We start from the raw sequence: 21469 nt of genomic DNA, 5'->3' as shown, positions 1-21469 counted from the left end.
GCCTTGTTAATTGATTAGGATGGGAAGGTGCTTATCTCCGCCAAGGTTAAGTTGCGCCATTTCCCTACATCGATATCTAAGGCCACTGCACCAATTTGCGCCCTGTGTAGGGCAATCACTTTATTGCCCACGGCGGCAAACATCCTTTTGACTTGATGAAACTTGCCTTCGGTGAGCGTGAGTAGCACGGTTTTTTCATCCACTTGCTGCAGTGTTGCTGGCAGAGTGAGGGCGGTTTCGCCCTGTAGATTTAGCCCTGCGGCAAACTTTGCGGCTATGGCTGCAGTCGCTTCGCTGTCGAGTGGATCTCGCAGTTGAACACGATAGATTTTTTCGCACTGATATTGAGGCGAGATAATATTAAACGACCAGCGGCCATCGTCAGTCAGTAGCACTAAGCCTGTGGTATCAGCATCTAGGCGGCCAACGATGTGCAGGTCAAATGCGCGATCTATATCGAGCAGATGAAATAGCGAAGGGTAGGCTCCATCCACATTTGAGCACAAGGTATTAGCAGGTTTGTGCAACATGATATAGCGAGATGGGCGTGGCGTAAGCGGTTTTCCATTAAGGCTGACAGTATTATTTTCATGCACTTGCATTGCGCAGTCTGTCACGATAGCGCCATTGACTGTGATTGAGCCGCCAAGAATGGTGACTCTTGCGGCTTTGCGATCAAGATCTGTGCTTTTACAGAGGAATTTATCGAGGCGCATAGTGAAATCTCAGGAAAAACAATCAGCACAGGTGTTTAAGTAAGCTGCATTATCGCGACTTAGGGAGGATAAGCAACTGCCCTGTCTGAATGTTAAAACTGAGCGTACTGATTTTTAACGTTATGACCTTTGTGGATCATCTTGCTGTTCGCTTTGTGTTGATTTGACCGCAGATATTTTTTATTTGAGCCACTCGATGAGCATGTCGTTCATTAAGTGGCTGCTTATTGAGTCGCAGTGCAATGCATTTTATGTGACTTGTTAAGGCGAGGAAAAACTTGGCTTAGTGTTAATAAGTAATTGAGCAAAAATGTAAATACTGCTCAGAATACAGCATATTCCTAAATAAATGAGTAAGCCGAACTCCGTTTGGCCAAAACTGCTGGCAACTAATGGGCCTATCACTGACCCCACCGAATAGCTTAATAGCATCACTTGAGTCGCTGAAACAATTTGGCTAGCAGGCAAGTCGTCACAAGCTAAGCTGATTGCAATCGGGTAAAGGGCAAAAGCGCTGGCGCCAAGCAAGAGAAATCCAATAATCAGTGTCATATTTGAATGCTGAGTGAGTAGCAATAATGCTGCGACACCCAGTAGGCAAAAGCTTACTATCAAGCCACTTTTGTTAACTCGAGGAGATAAATAACTGACTAAAGGTTGTACTAGCATGCCACCCACTATAATGAGGGCCATAAATTGTCCTGTTTGCTGATCAAGCCCCATATCCAGTGCCACATAGATGGGAAGTAAACCATAGATAGGGCCAAGCAATAACCCAGAGACTAAACATCCCATAATGGCAGGCTGACTTAGGTTTTTTAGCGCAGACAATGACATTGACTGTTGTTCGCTTACCTGAGGTTGACCGCGTTTTACCAATAACGCAGGTAAACTTGCCGCGGCTAATAATCCCATGACCACTAGGTAAGGTAGGTTGCCCTTTGTACCTAAATAATCAATGGCTAATTGTCCTAAGGCAGTGCCTCCATAAAGCGCTGTCATATAAAGTCCAAGCCGCTTAGCGCGTTGCTTTTGGGTATCGGCCATTAATAGCCATGATTCAACCACCACAAAAATCCCTGCAACCGCAAATCCCGCTATAAGTCGAGAGGCTAACCAGACTCCACTTTTGGGGATTAATATCATAGCGACAACGCTGCAAAGAAGGATATTCAAAAAAAGGATAAAGGCTTTACTGTGGCCGATACGGGCAACAACAGGAGCAATACAAGGCGCCCCCAGTAATAAACCTAAATAAAAAATACTGGCCAGTAATGGAGCAAGTGAGGTGCTGAGTTCGAAAAAAGTGAGCGACAGTGGGATTAAGCTCATCAAGTAGCCTGATGCCAAAGCAAACAAACTTAACCCTGCTACGGGGACGAAAAGGCTGGGCTTTTGAGCCGACTGAGTTAAGGCAATTTTTTCCACGGGCGGTTCCGAAAACAGACAAATATTATACAGCGGGCAGGGTTGCGGTCGCGACTTTAGGCTGGATCGCTAACAGGGTAAAGTGAGTTAGATTGACTGTGGTGGTGAATAATATTTGTGTTTACTATTCATGTAGATATTGGGTTTTCTATGTTGCCTTGTTGCAATACGTTTGTGTTGGTCGCTTGCTGTTCACTGCGTCGCAGTTTTAGTGCATATTCAACGATACCTAGATTCGATTTAGCGCTACACACATTCAATTTTGTGCCAAATTTCGGGAATAATACCTAATCCTACCAATGATCAGAAGGTATGATTAGTTAGTTGATTATCACCTTGGTAAAAAGTGTGGCGTGATCTATATCTCAGTTTTAAACATTAATTAAATTACAACGTGGGCAAGGTTTTGTTCGATCTTTGTCCGTTTGAAATTTTAAAACAAAGGTGTCGATCAGAATTTGGTGATTATTGTCGCTAATCGGCCGTTTGTGCGTGCTAGCTCAGCAATAAATGTTGTTGCCAAGTGATAAAATTACAAAATAAACCGCTTTGCCAAGTGTGATCTATGCCCTAAATTTGCGTCAAAATAAAATGGTATTAAGGTTGTAACCATGTCTTTAACAGATTCAAGTACTGCTCCACCTAATAAAGCTCCCGTCAGCGAGGGGCTCGATAAGAAAAAAATGCTGATCCTAGTGGCTGATATTGTGCTGTTATTTGCACTTTATTACGGTTTACCTTTTGAACAAGGGGTGAATACTGGGCTGGCCATTTTGTTCTTTGCCGCGATTCTTTGGCTGACCGAAGCGATTCATATCAGTATCACTGCGATTCTCGTTCCTATACTCGCCGTATTCTTTGGGGTGTTTGAAACCAAGGAGGCAATGAGTAACTTTGCCAATCCCATCATTTACTTATTCTTTGGTGGTTTCGTATTGGCTGCGGCCTTGCACCATCAAAAGATTGATACCCTCATAGCGCAAAAGCTGCTGCTAGCCTCTAAGGGCAAACTCAGTATCGCCTGTTTGATGCTGTTTGGAGTAACTGCGTTGCTATCGATGTGGATCAGCAATACCGCGACCACGGCGATGATGTTGCCATTGGCACTCGGGATTTTGCAGCAGCTCGACCGCGAAAAATACCACAGCACCTATGTATTCCTTCTGCTCGGGATTGCCTATTCGGCCAACATCGGCGGTATAGGTACTTTAGTGGGTAGCCCACCGAATGCGATTGCTGCGGCTCAAGTGGGCTTAAGTTTTAGTGATTGGCTGAAGTTTGGTATTCCAACCGTTATCCTCATGCTACCTATGATGTTGATTGCCTTGTATTGGTATTTTAAGCCTGATCTTTCTGCCAAATTTGATGTGAATGTTGAAGCTCAGAAGCTGACATTTCAGGGGAAATTTACTCTGCTTATCTTCCTGACTACCGTATGTTGCTGGATTTTCAGTGTACCGTTAGCTAAGGCATTAGGTGGCATCACTCAGTTTGATACCATAGTCGCCTTAGGTGCCGTCGTTTTACTCTCGGGCTTAGGTTTGGTCGGCTGGAAGAAAATTGAATCGACCACAGATTGGGGCGTACTCATATTGTTTGGTGGCGGTTTAACACTGAGCGCAGTACTAAAAACGACTGGCACCAGCGTATTTTTAGCTCACTGGATGACAGATATTTTCGGTAGCACCCACATGTCGTTGTTCGTCTTTGCTGTGATTGCTTTTGTGGTGATGTTGACTGAATTTGCCAGTAACACCGCCAGCGCTGCACTGTTAGTGCCTGTATTTGCTGCGATTGCTGAGGCATTAGGCATATCGCCTGTGATGTTATCTGTGCTGATTGGTATTGCAGCTTCTTGCGCCTTTATGCTGCCGGTGGCGACACCGCCCAATGCTATCGTTTATGGTTCTGGCCATATCAAGCAATCGGAAATGGTGCGAGTGGGTATGATCATCAACTTTATCAGTATGATAGTCTTGGGTATTATCGCCCATACCTTCTGGGATATTTAACACTGATATAGTTCATGGCAACTTTGTGTTTCAACGTTGCCGCTAGAATAGTATTCGCCTTATGAAGAGCATAGGGCGGATACTGATTTTGTTTTTAGCTGAGTCGTACCGAGTTTTTGGGCTTAGTGTTTCGAAGTTTACTCTATGCTTATGTTTTGCACTTAATTTGAGCTTAAGTTGCGACTAAAAGTATTTGCGCTATAAATTGCTTGATGTTGATAACGTAGATAAAAGATTTCTTTTACATTGATGATATCAATCTGTTCAATGTCATTTTTATATAATACGGGAGTGGTATCGCCTTCAGTGACAGTAACGGCTTGTAAAATAATAGGCTTATCTGTTATGGCAAAAAACACTTCTGCTTGCTGTAAATTCTCTGAAAGATAAACATAAGCTGTCTGCGGCTCGGCAGAATTATGATCACTGCGAGTAAAGGCTATCCCTTGTTCGAATGGACGAATGCATTGCTGAGTTTCATCGTTCCAAGTCCCTCCCTTGTCGAGACAAGTATCAATTGTGAGATGTTGTTGTAAACCCCATCCTGTCACCACTAGCAAGAGTACTGCGCCCAGTAAGAACATTGCTTTTTTCAATTTTCGTTACCTTTACAAAATTAGCTCGGCTGAGCGTTTGTATCTTAGCTCAATCCTCTTATTTATAGGCATTTAACCATTGGTTAAACGCTGAGGAGGGTAAAGCTCCGGCTTGCTGGGTGAGTATGTGGCCTTGTTTAAAAATCATTAAGGTTGGAATAGATCGAATATTAAATTGAGCCGCGAGGGCTTGCTGTTCTTCAGTATTGATTTTACCGAAGCGAAATTGAGGCTCCCAAGTTTTAGCTGCTGCAGAAAATATTGGCGCAAAACTTTTACAGGGCCCACACCAGCTGGCCCAAAAGTCAACGACAAGGGGAAGCTCTGATTTATTAGCATGGTTGGCAAAGTTTGCGCTATTGAGTTCAATTGGCGCAGCCGTAAAGACACTGAGCTTACATTTACCGCAAGTGGGTTGTTGGTTTAAACGCTCATCGGGAACGCGGTTTAACGTATCGCAATGGGGGCAGGCAATAATCATGGCAAAGCTCCAAAATAAAACGTTTATATGACTTATATATTGGGCGAACCGACAGTAATTTAAAGAGCGAGTGATGATGTTATCGCCCATGATGACCTTATTATTAAGGATAAAGAAGTGAACCGAGCTGCAGAAATGTTTAGATTGCGCCGACAAGCCCGCTCGTCGGTGATAAAATCCCGCGCAAAGTTGAATATCACGCCCTAAGTGCGAACAAGAAAAGAGAATGAAGATATGACTGAATTAGAAGTAATCGAGCTGCAAGTGGGCGAAGGAAAAGAAGCGGTAAAAGGCGCACTGATCACCACCCAATATCGTGGATTTTTGCAGGATGGTACCCAATTCGATTCATCCTATGATCGTGGTCAGGCGTTTCAATGTGTAATTGGTACTGGCCGTGTGATTAAAGGCTGGGATCAAGGTATTATGGGGATGAAAGTCGGTGGCAAACGTAAGTTGTTAGTCCCAGCTCACTTAGCCTATGGCGAGCGTCAAGTGGGGGCTCATATCAAACCAAATTCTGATCTCACCTTTGAGATCGAATTGCTCGAAGTGCTGACTCGCGACTAAGCGTGACAGGACTGCGAGAGTCTGTGTAAGCTCGATTGAGCCAATATGATTCTGGCTCATCTTGCACTCTTCGCTATGTTGCTTCGGCATTGGGTGATTTACACTGGACTCAATTTTCCCACTTAATGGAAAGAGATTTGTCGTGGCTTCGGATACTGCAGCAGAGTTAATTGCGCAACTTCAGGCTGAGATCGCTCAGCTAAAAAGTGAAAACGCTCATTTAGCGGCGTTGAATTATCGTGCCGAAGAAAAACTCTTTGCGGCCCTCGATGGTAATGGTTTATGTCTATGGGAACAGCATATTCCAAGCGGAAATTTAACCATATTTAACATGCGCTGGGGCGAAATGCTCGGGTTTAGTCCTGAAGAGTTTGCTGCCCATGTTGATATCTGGAAAAGTAAATTACACCCCGAAGATAAAGAATGGGTGATAAAAGCCTTTGAAGATCATGTGAATGGTCAAGCCGATTACTATCAAGCAGTTCACAGAATGCTACACAAAGATGGCAGCATAACCTGGGTGTCCGATCGTGGGCGTATTGTCGAGCGCTTAGCTGATGGAACACCATTGCGAATGATGGGCAGCCATATCGATATTACTCAAGAAAAGCGCTACGAAATAGATTTAGCCCGTTTAGCCCACAGTGATCCACTCACCAACTTAATGAATCGCCAAGCTATTGCCAAAGTATTCGATGAATCTTCGCTACCAGGTATTCGCGGTGCGTTATTTTTTATCGACCTTGATGGTTTTAAAGCGTTAAATGACCGTCACGGCCATAAGTTTGGTGACAGCCTGTTGATGCACGTTGCGCATACTTTGGTATCTCACGCCGGTGAATTTGCGCAGATCGCACGGTTAGGGGGTGACGAGTTTGTGATATTACTGCCGTCATTTGATCGTGAATCTTTAGGGGCGCTCGCACAATCATTGCTCGATGTTTATCGAGATAAATTCCTGCTAGAAGGTTGTGAAGTAGAGGTAGGCCTGAGTATCGGTATTGATATATTTGGCTATGGTGATAGTTTTGCTGAGAGTTGTGATCGCGCTGATGCCGCCATGTATCGCGTGAAACACCAAGGAAAGCATGGATATTGTTTTTATCAGTCGTCGGAATAATGATCCAAGCCTGCAGATCTTAGTAATACTTCATTTAGGTTTGGTTACAGTGCCTTATTCGAACAAAAAACCACCTTTAATGGTGGTTTTTTGTTTTTAGCTTTTTAAGCTTAGTGTCATCAGCTTATGGAGTTACAAAATTAAATGGTTGATGGCAACTGACACAATAGTTTTCAGATTTTTTGTGTACATGGTGGCACTTACTGCAATCAGTTTCTGTGTCGAAGTGGCGATTTTTATGAGGATTGGTTGGTTTTACATCCGCCGTTTTTTCCGCTAATTTCTTAGTGTTGTGGCATTGTACACACTTGAGCATAGGGATGGCTTGTCGTTCTTCTGCACCATGGCAGCTTGCACATTTAAGCCCTTTCGCCATATGAGTTTGATCGAGTAAAGTACTCTCTTTAGCGAACGCGCTGCCAGCGAAAATACCCAAAATAATAGCCAATATAATTGTTAAGTTTTTCATTGTTTGATCCCATTATTCATTTCACAGGATGCCAAAATGTGAGGCATCCATTATTGATGACTATGTGTTCTATAGTTTTGCTACATATTTGCCAGCTAAATAGCCGAAGGTGTAGCAGCGACCTAAAGACAAGCCAAATACCGTTAATGGATAGTCAACGCCACCATAGAAACCTGCTCCTAGGTTACCAACAATGAATAAACCTGGAATTTCCTTACCATCGGCATCAAGTACTTGGTGGTTGTCGTTAACGAGAATTCCTGAACATAAAGTAGAAATACGCATACGACGGTGAATACCGTAAAACGGTGGTTTGAGCACTGGTACCATTTTGCTTCTAGGTTTACCGAAGTCCTCATCTTTACCTTTTTTGCACAGCTCGTTATAACGGTTAACGCTGGCAACAAAGGTTTTTGGATCGCACTCTAACTTCACAGCCAATTCTTCTAATGTGTTAGCTGAATGGGTGTTGATCAAAGAGGGAAATACTCCTGTTTTCTCACCAGGAACTTCAGGCATATAAACTTTAAGCTCTTCAGGAGAATAGAGGTGGCCAGGCCAATCCTTCGCTTGCGTCATATAGTCAGAATCAAATACTTGTGAGTAATGTCCGGCATTCTGCTCATCTTTCAAGTAGTTATTCATTAGAGACATCTCAACCTTCTCATTCACAAAGCGCTCACCTTTACGGTTTACCGCTAAGAATGGCATGTCACACATGGATGCCGGGCCGGCATCGAAGTCGTGCAACATTTTGGTATGTCCAACAGGTTCAATAACGCCGCCAGCCCAATAGGCCATAGCAAAACCGTCACCGGTACGATCCATTTGTTTACGTTCAAAGTTTTTCAGTTCGGGGATGAAGAAGTCACACATGGCTTTGTTATTTTGATAGTCACCAGAGGACAGAATGACACCTTTCTTCGCCATGTATTTGTGGTACTTACCATCACGAGTTTGAGCAATGACGCCGATGACTTTTCCTGACTCATCCTGGATTAATTGTTGTGCAGGAGTATTAAAGAAAAACTTAACGCCTGCTTTTTCCGCTGTTTTAGCTAATGCGCGCATAGCATCACCCGTGGTGTAGGGTTTAGGGCCGCAGAAAGAAGTGATAAAATTTAAACGGTCATCAGTATCAGCAATTCCGCGAATACCGTGCTGCACTTTGGTACCTTGGTCAACAATCTGGCCGCCACCTTGTTTCACTCTATCGATAACCCAAGTGACAGCTTCACCTGAATTGTAAGCCCATTGCTTAAGAAGACCGGGATGTGAACGGTGCGCGTTATCCGCCATTAAACGGCTAACTAAAGCTTCAATTGCTGATTTATCACTGTTTTTCAGGTCAATCCCTGAACCAGTGTTTCCTTGAGAGACTGGAATGGCTTGCTTTTGTAAACAAGCAACGGTTGCACCACTTTCTCTGGCGGATAGAGCCGCAGGCACACCAGAGGCTCCAGCACCGACGACGACGACATCAAAGGTTTGGGTTGTTGCAATATCTTTATCGGCAATCGGTTTTGGCTTAAGTAGAAAATTGAGCGTTGCGCCGCCAATTTCGCCATATTCAGTGCCAACTTGAAGTGGTGCAGCACTCGCTGAAGCAATACCAAGACTTGCAAAGGCTAAGCCACCACTTCCCACTGCAGCTCGAGTTAGGAAACTTCTTCGAGATATACCATTCTGAAGCACGCTAGCAGTGTATTGATCGATTTCTTTCGGTTTCTGTGAATGCTCTTTACTCATTTTGATACTCCTTGGGTCCTCATTGCTAAGGTCGATATGACATCGTTAGCAACGACAATGGATCTGGCCATAACCGCATGTGATTTGTTTGCTTTAAAAACTAGAAGTGCAGTTGCGTGAAAGTGATTAAATTCTCATTCATTAACAACATACGTTTAAATGTATGACATATGACAATAAACCAAAAGAGGTATTAATTACATCTTTGCAGTGCTTCACAAAATGCTGGAGTTTTGAGCGATGAATGTGATTATTCTTTTTAAAACAATCTAATATAGGACTTTATTGAATGAATAAGTTTGGCGACGCGGGAAATATGAGCGTCTGATTTTATGCATGTTTAAGTCGTTAACAAATAGGGACTATTTATAAATAAACATGATTTGAGGTAGGCCACCTCAACAATATTGAGGTGGCCTTTGGGCTTTAATGCCCTAGGGATTATTTAGGTGATACACAGGTAAAATTGGCGGCATCTTCAACATTGCCTATACCATTGTATTTTGCGAATTGTGGGTATGGGCAGAGGACCCGAGTTCTGCTTTTTGACCAATCAGTGGGTAATTCGGCATTTTCAGGGCGCACTGAAGCCGTGATATTTTGGGGTTCGACTCCTTTTTCAACCCAGTCAACCAATGCGCGGATCATGTTAAATTTATCTGTGGTAGGACCGCTGCCGCAATGATTCATCCCTGGGATAAGGAATAAACGGGCGAAGGTTTCTGCGTGCCCAGCATTGGCCTCGGCTAATTCGTTATACCAGTTCACTGTATCATTGGCTGAAAATACGGGGTCAGATGTTCCATGGAACAACATCATCTTAGCGCCGCGATTTTTTATGACCGAAAGATCCGTTGGCTGGGGTGGTGTCATAAAGTCTATACCCGATTCGGAGTAAACCGAATCCGTGGCATAGATCCGTTGGGCATCCTCATCCATGCTAAATGATTGCACAAATTCCAAACTGGATTGTTCAGTTGCACCATTAAAGGGGGTTGGTGGCGAACTAAAAATAAAACCAACGGCACCGGGGTCTCGATTGAGCGCCATATTATATTCCCAGGAAGCCCAACCAGATGCGCCGATACCCGCATCGTATGGGAAGTCAGTATAAATGGCTTCACCTGTCTTGCTGTTATGGGGGCCAGCCATGATATTGCCGAGTACTTGCTTTTGCTCTGCGGTTAAACAGGTATTATCTCTGCCACTTGAACAGGTTGGAACATCACGTTCAAGGTCAAAGGTCTTTTGGCAGGAATAAGTGTCGGTAATCATGCCATCGCTCACGCCGTCAAGGGCATCACACTGCTCGAGGACTTTTTGGGAAACGAGAGTGAATTCTTCAGGGGTAATGGCGGTTTGTAGTGTGGCTAAAATATCAGGACCATCAAATTCAACCAGCTTTGAATACTCCTGAACACCATACATTTGCGCTACTGCAGCTTTAGGTAAGTTAAATCCTGGATTGCCTACCAGAAAGCCATCGTACATATCGGCAAAACGACTGGCCGCGACCATAGTGTGTCTACCGCCGTTAGAACAACCGGCAAAATATGATCTATCAGGTTGTTTACCATATACTTTTTCTATTAAACCTTTCGCCATTGGCGTTAACTCGGCAACAGCATTGTAACCATAGTCAAGCCTTGCTTGAGGATCTAACCCAAAGAAAGGGGTTGGCGCTGGATGCCCCATATCAGAACTTATGACGGCGAACCCTTCATTGAGGGCGGCAGAATCTGGGCCTGCGGAAAACACTATTCGGCCTACAGCCTTAGCGACCGAACCATCGAGACCGCCGTTGGCTTGATAATAAAATCGACCATTCCAGTTAGTGGGCAAACGCATTTCAAAGCCAATCGCATAGCGAGTCTCTCCCGCAATGCCAGTTCCCATCCTCTCATTCATATAGCCTGTCACTAAACAATGTTCCGGTGCTCGGTAACTTTCAGTGGCGTTATATTGAACATTTCCTGCCGCAATAATTTGTGAATTCGTTATCACAGTATTTTTGAAACTATATTGTGCAGCAATTTCACTACATAGATTCAGTGTGGCGGGTGTGGCCTGAGCTAACTGTGGTAATGGGGTTTCGGCGTTATCGTTATTTCCACATCCGCTAAATAAAAAACATGACATAGCAACGGCTGGAATAAGTAAGTAATTCTTTGTTTCCATTATAATCTCAATCCTTAAGTCAAAGTGTTTACCGCAACTTTTACTTGGGTATCGGTGATTTTGCGGTACAAAAATTGGGTGTATCGAACAAGGCTGATACACCCGTATAAGGTTTGGTGCAGGGGAGTTAAAACTGATGAACTATTTACCTAAGGCAAATTTATAAGTGACATATAAACGCAGATCGTCAAGATCTTCAGCTTGATCAAAATCGACCATGGCATAACGCGCCTTAAGACCTAGGCCCGATAACATGCCTGAAAATTTATAGGCGATTGAAAAGTTTGTTTCATTAAAATCTGACGCAGTCCCCTCTGGCACATCGTACTGCCCATAGAAGGCATAGGCTTCTAATCCACTCGCACCTAATTTTTCAAAGTCATAGGCCAGCTTTAACGCGTTGACCTCTTCATTCGCCCGTGCAGATTGATATACCTGTTGAATGACCACTTTTTCATCGCCCCATGGGGTCAGTACTGTGTCATCCCCAGTTTTGGCGTACATATAAGTGAGATCTGCCCCCGCCAATTTGGCGCCTAGATGGAAGCCATATTGATAGGTATCGAGTGGGCCGCCGGTTTCTTCACCTATTGCCTGTTGAGTTAAATAGGAAGGTGTTAAGTACAAATTCGTTGGACCAACATCAGCGGCTAGTTTCACTTTGGCATAGGTTTGATTGAAAACATCTTCCATGCTGTAGTGCCAAAGATGGGCTTCAGTTTGGACTGTCTTAAAGGGCAATTGATATTTAGCACCTAGGGCATAAACTGGGTTATCGGCAACATCTGCCACAATACCCGCTCTTGCTAATTCGCTTTGTACCGCCTCTTTTACGGATACGAAGCTATTGTCAGACCACCCCATGGAATCTGTAATATAGAGTGCTGATAACGTTAGATTATCAACACTCTTATTTTCTGCTGAAAAGCCGCGAAAAGTTCGTGGGATCGCACGAATGTCATGGGGATTCATCATTGGTGTGCGCAGTTCTTGTGCACCTAATTTGAATTGAGTATCCCACCAATCGCCTTGGACAAAATATTCTTGTAAGCGGTTAACGTCGTTATGGTCACCGTTGGCATCACGGGCGACTAAACCATAAACATCATCAGAGTCGTTGATCCAAATAGGGTTTGCCGACGCGAAGCTAGTGCCAAAACTGATCCCATTTACCTTTGCAGTGTTGTAGTAAAACAGCCCGCCGAATGAGGTGTCATGTTTGGTGTTAGTCGTATCATAGTCACGGGTAAAGTCGAATAGGCGTAGTTCGCCCTTTAATGTCCCTTGGCTAAACATTTGATCAATGCTGGTATCTGCTGTAGCAGGAATCGCTAGCGTAGATAGCACAAGCAAAGATAAATAAGATTTTTTCATCATCATCTTCCCTATTATTAGTAAGCCCTGATCAGAATTGTCTGAGCTAGTTAAAGAAATTATGTTTAACATTCTTAGGTTAAATGTATGACGTATGACTAATGTCGACAACGAAGTTAGGATGAATATGAGAAACTAGTTACGAAATTCGCACAGATGTTACTTGGATCAACAAATGTGAATGTTTTTTAATCACTAATGTAGGAAAGATGAGAGTACTTTTTCTGCGTTAATGCGGTTTTATGCTAGTATGGCGACACTAAGCATATTTGGGATAATCAAGTGCATATCTTCAAGCCAATTAAGCAGATAAGAGCATCGAGTGAAGTCGGGCAGCAACTGAAAAATGCTATTTTAGATGGCGAATATAAGGCTGGCGATAAATTACCCTCTGAGCGCGAATTAATAGAATTATTTCAAGTTAGTCGCACTGTGGTGAGAGAGGCGATCAAAAGCCTCGAAGCGGGTGGATTAGTGGAGATTCGCCAAGGTGCAACAGGTGGCGCATTTGTTAAGCACTTAACCTTTGAACGTTTAAGTGATGCTTGCCAAGATTTATTTCTAATGGGGAAACTTTCCCTTCCTGAACTGTGTCAAGCACGCATGCTGATTGAACCGCAAGTGGCTAGAATGGCTGCTAAAAATTGCACTCCAGAGCAAGCTAAAGCTTTGCAAGAGGCGAATAGTCATGAAAGTGACTCATTGGCTTATCCCGAAACTGTCATATTGCGATCTCAAGTACATTATTTGCTCGCTGAAATGTCTGGAAATCGCTTTTTAGAAGCGATCGTAAAATCCTTGTTGGTTTTATTAAGTAATCAAACGACTAAGTTTCAGCCACCGACTGATGAAATTCATCCTTTAGGCTTGCATGATGTCATTGTCGAAGCGGTTATCGCAAAAGATGGGGCGAAAGCTGAGGCCGAAATGTTTGCACACCTTGAGGATTTTAATCAGCGCCTAATAGAAATTGAGCGTAAATATATGGATAAACGCGCTTAAGGCAAAGAGTTGCAACCCCAAAGTTCAACCGTGGCTGTTTGTTTGTTGGGTACGCCAATCCAATGACTCATGGCTTGGCATTGCACTTTTCCTGAGATTTGAGTGAAGCAAAGTTCAAAATCCCCTGCTTCGGGCGTGCGACCTAAGCGCAACACAGGCAAAATGGGCAGCTTGGGCTGATAATGCCAGCTGCCATTTTTAAGATAGGCATCATCTGGGATTTCCATTCCTGCACCCGTACCTTTCACTCTTGCTTCGACCAACACTAATCCTTGTGGCGTGACGTTATAGTCTTCCTCCCAGCGAATTTTTTCTATGCTGTGGTTCCATGCCAAGGTGAAGTTGTCTGTGGGCACTTGGGCCCACAGCGTGCCCGCTAGGCCTAAGCACAGGCCTAGCATCTGTTTACCTTCAATGGCTGATTAATAACCAATAATATCAAGAGATTATCCTTGCTCTGCAAGACGTTTGAGTTTGCGTGCTCGCCAGCTGTGTTGCACGATAAATAGCAGCGCGAGCCCAAAGCCAATTTCATCACTTAACGGCGTAGCAAGAATTAAGCTCGCACCCGCAAGGAAGCCGATAACGCGTTCCCACCAGTAGAGTTTTTGTAATAGATATCCGGTAAAGATGACGCCCCAAATACCAATACCCACAGTCGCTTTTAGCAAGACAAACCCAGTGGCTAACCAGCTATCACCTTGAAGCATCAAAGCGGGATCGTAAACCGCCATAAAGGGGATCACAAAACCTGCAATGGCGATACGGATTGCCCAAAGGCTGATCTTAAGGCCTGATTCCTTAGCGATTGGCGCCGCGGCAAAACAGGCTAAGGCAACGGGAGGCGTGAGATCGGCCATGATGCCGAAATAAAATACAAACATATGCGACACAGTCAGTGGCACACCGAGGTCGAGTAATGCGGGAGCGGCAATCGAGCTAGTAATAATGTAGTTAGGGATTGTGGGGATCCCCATGCCGAGCACTAGGCAAGTGACCATAGTTAACACGAGTGATAAGAACAAGTTATCTTGGCCAACGGCAAGAATATAGCTCGCGAAGGTCGAGGCAATTCCTGTCAGTGACACTATGCCGATAATCACACCGACTAAAGCACAGGCGATACCCACAGGCACGGCATGACGGGCGCCTTCTACCAGTGCATGCAAGCAGATGGTGAGAGTATCTCTGCCACCTTTAATAAACCAACAAATGGCGACTAATAAGGCGATAACCCCAAATACGACCCCGATCCCGAGTTGGAAGAAGCCAGCGCATAGGATGCCAAGGGCAATCCAAAAGGCAATCCGCATCGCCATTGAGGAAAGTCGCAGTACTATGGCTGAGCCTAAAATCACTATCGATGTGAGGGCGAGTCCTACCATGCCTGAGAACAGCGGCGTTCTACCTGAAAACAGCAAGTAGACTAAAATAAACAAGGGGATAAGGAGATACCAACGCTCTTTAATTGCCGCCCATGGATTAGGGCACTGATCTTTAGGCAGGCCACAGAGATTGGCGCGTTTGGCTTCTAAATGCACCATCCAAAATACGGAGCAGAAATAAAGTAGCGCAGGGATCAATGCCGCTTTGGCTATCTCTATAAAGGGGACGTTAATGGTTTCGGCCATAATAAAGGCCACTGCACCCATGATCGGCGGCATAATTTGGCTGCCCATACTCGATGTTGCCTCTACCCCGCCGGCGAAGGCTGGGCGATAACCGAATCGTTTCATGAGTGGAATGGTAAATTGGCCCGTTGTTACCACGTTGGCAACACCTGATCCTGTAATCGTCCCCATCAATGCCGATGACACTACTGCAACTTTTGCAGGACCGCCGAGCTTGTGGCCAAATAATCCCATGGCAAAGTCGGTAAATAAACGGATCATGCCGGCTTGTTCTAAAAAGGAGCCAAAGAGAATAAACAGGAATATATATGTCGCCGACACATAGGTTGGTGTGCCGTATAGCCCTTCGGTACCGAAGGCTAATTGATTGATGATCTGATCGAATCCATAGCCGCGGTGCATTAAGTCACCGGGTAAATATTGGCCAAATAAGCCATACATCAAAAAGATGCTACAGATGATAGGTAGCGCCCAGCCCATGACTCGGCGCGCTGCTTCAAACACTAATACGATCAAAGTGATACCTATCACTATATCCGCATCGGTCAGATCGCCTGAACGTTGAATTAAGTCGGCTTCGAAATACCACTGATAAGCCGCTGTGGCAATGCCAGCTAGACCGAGTAGCCAAGCGAGTGGCTGCCAAGGCTGAGATTTTCCTCTAGCGGGATAACTTAAAAAAACCACTAACAGTAAAAAGCCCACATGGGTGGCACGCAGTACTTGAGTCGAGACGGGATGAAAAGCGGCAGTGATGATTTGAAAAATAGAAAAAATTAGGGCTGTATAAAATAGAGCCTTGGGCCAATCGCCAGTATTTGCGCTGAGACCTTGTTGGGGATCACTCATATTATGCCTCACAGCATTAGACTACAGAGATGATATAAACGAGATGCCGTTATTTAACGGCATCTCAATTGCTTAGTTTGGAATAGGATGCACAGATATCAGTAAAACTTAGAGTGCACCAACTTCTTTGTAATAACGTTCTGCACCTGGGTGCAGTGGTATTGGCAGATTTTTCGTCGCTTTATCTACGCTGATGGTCTTCGCGGCGGAGTGCGCGTTACCGAGTCGGTCTAAGTGCTCGAACATGAGTTTTGTCATCTGATAGGCTAAATCATCCGATACACCGCTTTGAGTCACCAGTAAATTTTGAATGGCGACGGTAGAAACGTCGGTGGTTTGGCCTTCATAGGTCGATGCTGGGATCACGCCATGTTGATAGGCGGGATTGTTAATCTTAGCGATCACATCTTCTGGAATTTCAACAAAGTTGATTGCCATAGTCGCAGCTAAGTCACGGATAGCAGCCATGCCGAGACCGGAAGATTGTAACGTGGCGTCTAATTGACGATTTTTGATTAGCTCAACGGATTCGGCATAGGGTAAAAACTCGACTTTCCCCATGTCTTCGTAACTTAGTCCCGCAGCCTTGAAAATCGATCTGGCATTGAGTTCTGTCCCTGATTTAGGGGCACCCACTGAGATGCGTTTTCCCTTTAAATCGGCCAAGGTTTTAATGCCAGACTCTTTATTGGCGACGATTTGAATGTAGTTAGGATAAGCCGAGGCAAGTACTCGGATTTTATCCAGCGGCGTTTTAAAGCCTGCATCAATATCACCTTGATATGCTGCTGCGACTGAATCACCTAAAGCGAACGCTAATTCACCACGACCCGCTTGCAATAAATTGAGATTTTCTACTGAGGCTTTAGTTGCTTGAACTGAGGTTTTTGAACCTTCGATTCCTGTGCCGTAGAGTTGCGACAGTGCAACGCCAATAGGGTAATACACACCACTGGTGCCGCCTGTGAGAATGTTGATAAAGGCGGGGGCAGCAGCCATAGCAGCAGCACTGAGTGTGAGGGTCACTGCTGCGCCGACGGCGACAAAACATTTTTTGATTTTCATTATGAAATATCCTTATTTTTTATAGTGTTATGTAGGGTCTTTCGAGCGGTAAATACCGTAATCAGCTCAATATAACTACATAAAACCTGGAAAAGGTCAATTAGGCTATAGTCGATAGCGGCTACTTTTGTATCACAAAACTGAGATCTGAGACTGTTTTGAGCAAGGTTGTATTGTGAGGTAAAACTTGGTTGGTTCAATGAAGCGGGCAATAAAAAGGGCTAACCTAAGTTAACCCTATTTGTGTTATTAGAGGACAAACCTCCTAATAACAAGACACTATTTAGTGTTATCTAAGAAACCTTTAGTTGCGTTTTTCGCATGTTTTGCTGCTCTTTTCTCTTTAGGAGACATCAGCGGTTGTTTCTTCGATTCTTTACGGTTTTTTTGCTCTTTACTCATATAAAACTCCATGTACTCTTTGGTTATTCATCAGGCTAATCATGTAAGCCGTACTTAATTGAACCTATTCCATGACGTCCTGATTGAAGCGAAATTTTTATCTCGAATTACAACATTTTAAATTACAAATATCTAAAATCATTGATAATTATCTATGAATTTATTTGCCTCAATGAGCGATTACAGCAAAATAATCTTATCACCGAATTCCGTACCATGATCCATCTATCACTTAGAATAATTAATGCTAATGCTAGCGTTAACCTGTATAAGAAATATGCGAACAAGGACACAGTACCTCTATTTTCGTCATTGTTTGTGGTTTTAGTGGGCCCTAATTGGAGGCTTAACTAAGTACCATATGCCTAACGTCGGCTCGATTTACCTAACATGCCACCTAATATACCGCGCAAAATTTGTTTACCTAATTGGCTTCCAACTGTGCGTGCCGCTTGTTTTGACAAGGTTTCAGCTAACCCTTGGCGGCGCTTATTGCCAAAAATGAGTTCACTGAACCAACCTTGTTCTTCGGCTTTTTGGCCCGTTTGAGCATCACTTGCTGTGGATGTGGTGTCGCTGGTGGCGTTACCAACTCGTCTTTGGTTAAGGCGTTCGTAGGCCGATTCGCGGTTGATTAACTGATCGTATTTACCTCCAATCGGGCTTTGGACACGGACTTGTTGTAACTCCTCACTTGTGGCGGGTCCCATGCGGCAACGTGGCGGTGCGATGAGCGCGCGCTCGACCATAGTTGGCACGCCTTTGTCGGCTAACATAGACACTAAGGCTTCACCTACAGCGAGCTGGGATATGACGTCGCTAACAACCAGTTTGGGGTTAGGCACAAAGGTTTCGGCGGCGGTTTTGACCGCCTTTTGATCCCTTGGCGTGTAAGCTCGCAGGGCATGTTGAATACGATTGCCTAATTGTCCGAGAATTTCGTTTGGGACATCATCAGGAAATTGCGAGCAAAAATAAACGCCTACGCCTTTTGAGCGAATTAGGCGCATGATCTGTTCGACGCGTTTTAATAGACTCGGTGGGCAATCCTCAAAGAGTAAATGCGCCTCATCGATAAAAAACACTAGCTTAGGTTTTTCGGGATCGCCGACTTCGGGCAGATTCTCAAATAATTCTGAGAGTAGCCAGAGTAAAAAACTTGAATATAAACGGGGTGTTAAAATCAGTTTGTTCGCTGCTAATAAATTGATAATGCCGCGCCCTTGCAAATTAGTGCGCATTAAATCTTCAAGCTGTAACGCGGGTTCACCAAAAAAGTCTTTGCCACCATCGCGCTCTAATCCTAGTACCGAGCGTTGAATCGCTGCGAGGGATTGGGCGCTGATTAAACCATATTTGGCGGAGATTTCTTTGCGTTCCTCGGCAACTAAGGCCAGCATGGCCCGCAGATCATCTAAGTCGAGCAGTAATAATCCTTGGTCGTCCGCCAGTTGAAAGACTATGTCTAAAATACCGCTCTGGGTGTCATTCAATTCTAAAATTCGGCCGAGTAAGGTCGGGCCCATTTCGCTGATGGTGGTACGCAGCGGGTGGCCTTGAACGCCCGCTAAATCCCATAACACTACAGGGTTGGCTTCGTTGTGATAATCCTCAATGCCAATTTGAGTTGCCCTTTGTAATAGCTTTTCACTTGGAGTGCCGGCCATAGCTAGACCCGAGATATCGCCTTTAACGTCTGTGATAAAAACTGGCACGCCTTGGCGTGAAAAACCTTCGGCAATACTCATCAGCGACACGGTTTTGCCTGTCCCTGTGGCACCGGCAATTAACCCATGGCGATTGGCATACTTAAGATTTAAGTGAACCTGTTGTTCACCTTTTCCTATTAATAGCGTATTCAAAGGCATTCCTTATGTTAACGGTAGGGCTTATATTGGAATCGTTGCAGCATCCTTATTTTAGCCTCTGTGTATTTAATCCACTTTAGTGTCGTCGTTCATGCGTATAAAAATTCATCATTGAGTGTTGGCCTTAGCGTAATTTATGTCAACATGGGGCCTGAATAAGCTTGATATCACTTAGCAAAAATGTGTGATTAGCAATATGGGCGTTACCTATGAATAAGGTGTGTTATTTTTGTCATTCACTGAGGCGTGCTTGATGGTGAAATTCCCTTTGATTATGCTGCTCTTGTTCTTTACTGTGCTGACATCTGCCTGCACCGAATGAGTCTGTGGTGCAAGAACCTGTGTTGAATCTTATGAGCCTATGCGAGATAAACAGCGCTGTGTTGCTGAGGTGGATAAAAACCTTTATTTGTATGAAAAACTAAAAGCATTAGAAGAAAATCAACGGCTGAAAATGGCCATAGAACAAGCCATTCAAAAATCGTTAATGTAGAAAGGATATCTATGAAAGGTGCGGGCGGAACACAGGGCGGGACGGGACAATTTTTTATGGGTCTTGCCATGATGTGTGGCGGATTTTATTTATTGTTCAATGCAATACAGGTGAGCTCTAGTTTTGGACTGGGCTATGGCTTATATCGAGTGAATGCCTTTGGGCAAGGCATGTCGATTACCACAGGCATGGTGATGCTACCGTTTATTATCGGCATTGTGATGGTGTTTTTTGATGCTAAGAGTAAGTTAGCTTGGCTGCTGAGTTTAGGTTCGCTTACGGCCTTGGTTGTGGGCGTGATCAGCTCGATTCAATTCCACTTTAAATCCATGTCGGCCTTTGAACTTATCGTGATCCTCGTTTTGGCCTTTGGTGGTTTAGGGTTGTTTTTACGCTCACTGAAAGACGCGCCTACAAGCGATACACAGGCGAAATAATCACTAGACTCTTAAGCACTAAGCACTAGGCGCTAGAGTGCAAATACGAAATCAGAGTTGTGCATCTAAGCGACTTTAATAGCGGTTTAATGAAAGTTTTAACTACAGAGTGAAGGAATGCGATGCGCTGGCGTGACACTGACAGAAGCTCCAATATCGAAGACCGACGCGGCCAGCAAATGGCATCTGCGGGTGTGCCGAGTGCCTTGTTACTTAGGTTCTTGCCTTTTTTGCTGAGAACTAAACTTGGCCGCGTGGTGTTGCTCATCGGCGGCATTTATATTGCTTTTCAGTATTTTACCGGTGGTCTGTCACTCGACCCGAGCGCTCAATCTCATCTTAGCCAATCTCAATCTAGTTCAACAACAGCGGTACAGGATGAAAATGCCCAGTTTGTGGCGGCCATTTTAGGCACCACAGAAACCGTTTGGGGTCAGTTGCTCAAAGGGCAATATCGAGAGCCTAAGTTAGTGCTTTATCGCAATATGACCTCCACTGGCTGCGGTATGGGACAGGCGCAGTCTGGGCCTTTCTATTGCCCTGCCGATAGCAAGGTGTATATCGATCTTAGCTTTCTTGATGAGCTTAAAACCTTAGGCGCGCCCGGCGATTTTGCCTTTGCCTATGTGATTGCCCACGAGGTAGGCCACCATGTGCAAAACCTGTTGGGCACGAGCACTAAGGTGCGCCAAGCCCAGCAATCTGGCAGTAAAGTGCAGGCGAATCAATTGAGTGTCGCACTTGAATTGCAGGCTGATTGCTACGCAGGGATTTGGGGGCATTATGTCAATCAACAACTTAACTTACTTGAAGCGGGCGATTTAGCGGAAGGCATTGCCGCCGCCAGTGCAGTGGGTGACGATCGTCTGCAAAAGATGGCGGGTCGCGCCGTACAGCCCGATGCTTTTACCCATGGCAGTTCGGTGCAGCGGGTGAAATGGTTTAAGACAGGGTTTGATTCGGGTAATCTCGCCAGTTGTAATACTTTTGCGGCGAAGTGATTTAGTCTGATATCTCAAATACGTACCG

20 protein-coding genes are annotated in these 21469 nt (G+C 44.6%); 7 read left to right on the top strand and 13 right to left on the bottom strand.

What is annotated here, in order from left to right:
* Window positions 1–14: 14 nt before the first annotated feature.
* Window positions 15–716, bottom strand: a complete 702-nt coding sequence (locus L5M51_RS05270) for a pseudouridine synthase (protein ID WP_263171888.1) — start codon at window positions 714–716, stop codon at window positions 15–17.
* A 261-nt stretch (window positions 717–977) separates the two neighbouring features.
* Complete coding sequence (locus L5M51_RS05265; protein WP_263171887.1) at window positions 978–2144, bottom strand: MFS transporter; 1167 nt, start codon at window positions 2142–2144, stop codon at window positions 978–980.
* Window positions 2145–2755: 611 nt separating this feature from the next.
* Here L5M51_RS05265 and L5M51_RS05260 point away from each other — a divergent pair.
* Window positions 2756–4156, top strand: a complete 1401-nt coding sequence (locus tag L5M51_RS05260) for a DASS family sodium-coupled anion symporter (RefSeq protein ID WP_168827785.1) — start codon at window positions 2756–2758, stop codon at window positions 4154–4156.
* 161 nt (window positions 4157–4317) lie between these two features.
* Here the strand turns inward: L5M51_RS05260 and L5M51_RS05255 are convergent, their stop codons facing one another.
* Entirely contained in the window at window positions 4318–4752 is a 435-nt protein-coding gene (locus tag L5M51_RS05255; RefSeq protein ID WP_263171886.1) for a hypothetical protein, read from the bottom strand.
* A gap of 58 nt (window positions 4753–4810) precedes the next feature.
* Window positions 4811–5233 carry a thioredoxin TrxC gene (trxC, locus tag L5M51_RS05250; RefSeq protein WP_212599577.1) on the bottom strand — a complete coding sequence of 141 codons (423 nt, stop codon included), beginning with the start codon at window positions 5231–5233 and terminating at the stop codon, window positions 4811–4813.
* Window positions 5234–5467: 234 nt separating this feature from the next.
* Here trxC and L5M51_RS05245 point away from each other — a divergent pair, with 234 nt between their 5' ends.
* A complete protein-coding gene (locus L5M51_RS05245) occupies window positions 5468–5803 on the top strand; it encodes an FKBP-type peptidyl-prolyl cis-trans isomerase (RefSeq protein WP_263143341.1) in 336 nt (111 codons plus the stop codon).
* A 142-nt stretch (window positions 5804–5945) separates the two neighbouring features.
* Window positions 5946–6923: a diguanylate cyclase domain-containing protein gene (locus tag L5M51_RS05240; RefSeq protein WP_263171885.1), complete on the top strand. Its 978-nt coding sequence runs from the start codon at window positions 5946–5948 to the stop codon at window positions 6921–6923.
* Between the two features lie 124 nt (window positions 6924–7047).
* Here L5M51_RS05240 and L5M51_RS05235 read toward each other — a convergent pair whose 3' ends face one another.
* The 4 genes from L5M51_RS05235 to L5M51_RS05220 form a co-directional block, all read right to left on the bottom strand.
* Entirely contained in the window at window positions 7048–7392 is a 345-nt protein-coding gene (locus L5M51_RS05235; RefSeq protein ID WP_263171884.1) for a cytochrome c3 family protein, read from the bottom strand.
* A 69-nt stretch (window positions 7393–7461) separates the two neighbouring features.
* Complete coding sequence (locus L5M51_RS05230; protein WP_263171883.1) at window positions 7462–9141, bottom strand: FAD-binding protein; 1680 nt, start codon at window positions 9139–9141, stop codon at window positions 7462–7464.
* 441 nt (window positions 9142–9582) lie between these two features.
* Window positions 9583–11319 carry a tannase/feruloyl esterase family alpha/beta hydrolase gene (locus tag L5M51_RS05225; RefSeq protein WP_263171882.1) on the bottom strand — a complete coding sequence of 579 codons (1737 nt, stop codon included), beginning with the start codon at window positions 11317–11319 and terminating at the stop codon, window positions 9583–9585.
* Between the two features lie 141 nt (window positions 11320–11460).
* A complete protein-coding gene (locus L5M51_RS05220) occupies window positions 11461–12696 on the bottom strand; it encodes an OprD family porin (RefSeq protein ID WP_263171881.1) in 1236 nt (411 codons plus the stop codon).
* 279 nt (window positions 12697–12975) lie between these two features.
* Here L5M51_RS05220 and L5M51_RS05215 point away from each other — a divergent pair, with 279 nt between their 5' ends.
* Window positions 12976–13695 (top strand): FadR/GntR family transcriptional regulator, encoded by a 720-nt coding sequence (locus tag L5M51_RS05215; protein WP_131524214.1) that lies wholly within the window; start codon window positions 12976–12978, stop codon window positions 13693–13695.
* Here the strand turns inward: L5M51_RS05215 and L5M51_RS05210 are convergent.
* The 5 genes from L5M51_RS05210 to L5M51_RS05190 all read right to left on the bottom strand — a co-directional run bounded on the left by L5M51_RS05210 (window position 13692) and on the right by L5M51_RS05190 (window position 19504).
* On the bottom strand, window positions 13692–14096 hold the full coding sequence (locus L5M51_RS05210) for a DUF1850 domain-containing protein (protein ID WP_263148584.1): 405 nt from the start codon (window positions 14094–14096) through the stop codon (window positions 13692–13694). The two genes, L5M51_RS05215 and L5M51_RS05210, sit on opposite strands and share 4 nt — an antisense overlap.
* Window positions 14097–14141: 45 nt before the next feature.
* A complete protein-coding gene (locus L5M51_RS05205) occupies window positions 14142–16175 on the bottom strand; it encodes a TRAP transporter permease (protein ID WP_263171880.1) in 2034 nt (677 codons plus the stop codon).
* 108 nt (window positions 16176–16283) lie between these two features.
* Window positions 16284–17240 carry a TAXI family TRAP transporter solute-binding subunit gene (locus L5M51_RS05200; protein ID WP_263171879.1) on the bottom strand — a complete coding sequence of 319 codons (957 nt, stop codon included), beginning with the start codon at window positions 17238–17240 and terminating at the stop codon, window positions 16284–16286.
* Between the two features lie 279 nt (window positions 17241–17519).
* Entirely contained in the window at window positions 17520–17642 is a 123-nt protein-coding gene (locus L5M51_RS05195; RefSeq protein ID WP_105250371.1) for a hypothetical protein, read from the bottom strand.
* Between the two features lie 365 nt (window positions 17643–18007).
* The gene (locus tag L5M51_RS05190) at window positions 18008–19504 is read right to left on the bottom strand and encodes a DUF853 domain-containing protein (protein ID WP_263148581.1); all 1497 of its coding nucleotides are present in this window, start codon (window positions 19502–19504) and stop codon (window positions 18008–18010) included.
* A 367-nt stretch (window positions 19505–19871) separates the two neighbouring features.
* Here L5M51_RS05190 and L5M51_RS05185 point away from each other — a divergent pair, with 367 nt between their 5' ends.
* From L5M51_RS05185 to L5M51_RS05175, 3 genes are all read left to right on the top strand, one after another.
* Window positions 19872–20003, top strand: a complete 132-nt coding sequence (locus L5M51_RS05185) for a hypothetical protein (protein ID WP_263171878.1) — start codon at window positions 19872–19874, stop codon at window positions 20001–20003.
* A gap of 11 nt (window positions 20004–20014) precedes the next feature.
* Entirely contained in the window at window positions 20015–20440 is a 426-nt protein-coding gene (locus L5M51_RS05180; RefSeq protein WP_107949438.1) for a hypothetical protein, read from the top strand.
* A gap of 122 nt (window positions 20441–20562) precedes the next feature.
* Window positions 20563–21441 (top strand): neutral zinc metallopeptidase, encoded by an 879-nt coding sequence (locus L5M51_RS05175; RefSeq protein ID WP_263171877.1) that lies wholly within the window; start codon window positions 20563–20565, stop codon window positions 21439–21441.
* Window positions 21442–21469: the final 28 nt, after the last annotated feature.

The organism is Shewanella sp. SM73 (genome assembly GCF_025653795.1).
In the GTDB taxonomy this organism is placed as follows: Bacteria; Pseudomonadota; Gammaproteobacteria; order Enterobacterales; family Shewanellaceae; genus Shewanella; species Shewanella oncorhynchi.
Note: the sequence above shows the minus strand (reverse complement) of the source record. Positions and strands in the feature narration are given on the sequence as shown.

Bases quoted from the DNA above. Each gene is read 5' to 3' on its own strand.
- L5M51_RS05200 (WP_263171879.1), bottom strand. From the start codon at position 17,240: ATGAAAATCAAAAAATGTTTTGTCGCCGTCGGCGCAGCAGTGACCCTC.
- L5M51_RS05225 (WP_263171882.1), bottom strand. From the start codon at position 11,319: ATGGAAACAAAGAATTACTTACTTATTCCAGCCGTTGCTATGTCATGT.
- L5M51_RS05235 (WP_263171884.1), bottom strand. From the start codon at position 7,392: ATGAAAAACTTAACAATTATATTGGCTATTATTTTGGGTATTTTCGCT.
- L5M51_RS05230 (WP_263171883.1), bottom strand. From the start codon at position 9,141: ATGAGTAAAGAGCATTCACAGAAACCGAAAGAAATCGATCAATACACT.
- L5M51_RS05210 (WP_263148584.1), bottom strand. From the start codon at position 14,096: ATGCTAGGCCTGTGCTTAGGCCTAGCGGGCACGCTGTGGGCCCAAGTG.
- L5M51_RS05195 (WP_105250371.1), bottom strand. From the start codon at position 17,642: ATGAGTAAAGAGCAAAAAAACCGTAAAGAATCGAAGAAACAACCGCTG.
- L5M51_RS05260 (WP_168827785.1), top strand. From the start codon at position 2,756: ATGTCTTTAACAGATTCAAGTACTGCTCCACCTAATAAAGCTCCCGTC.
- L5M51_RS05245 (WP_263143341.1), top strand. From the start codon at position 5,468: ATGACTGAATTAGAAGTAATCGAGCTGCAAGTGGGCGAAGGAAAAGAA.
- L5M51_RS05205 (WP_263171880.1), bottom strand. From the start codon at position 16,175: ATGAGTGATCCCCAACAAGGTCTCAGCGCAAATACTGGCGATTGGCCC.
- L5M51_RS05185 (WP_263171878.1), top strand. From the start codon at position 19,872: ATGCGAGATAAACAGCGCTGTGTTGCTGAGGTGGATAAAAACCTTTAT.
- L5M51_RS05270 (WP_263171888.1), bottom strand. From the start codon at position 716: ATGCGCCTCGATAAATTCCTCTGTAAAAGCACAGATCTTGATCGCAAA.
- L5M51_RS05220 (WP_263171881.1), bottom strand. From the start codon at position 12,696: ATGATGAAAAAATCTTATTTATCTTTGCTTGTGCTATCTACGCTAGCG.
- L5M51_RS05180 (WP_107949438.1), top strand. From the start codon at position 20,015: ATGAAAGGTGCGGGCGGAACACAGGGCGGGACGGGACAATTTTTTATG.
- trxC (WP_212599577.1), bottom strand. From the start codon at position 5,233: ATGATTATTGCCTGCCCCCATTGCGATACGTTAAACCGCGTTCCCGAT.
- L5M51_RS05175 (WP_263171877.1), top strand. From the start codon at position 20,563: ATGCGCTGGCGTGACACTGACAGAAGCTCCAATATCGAAGACCGACGC.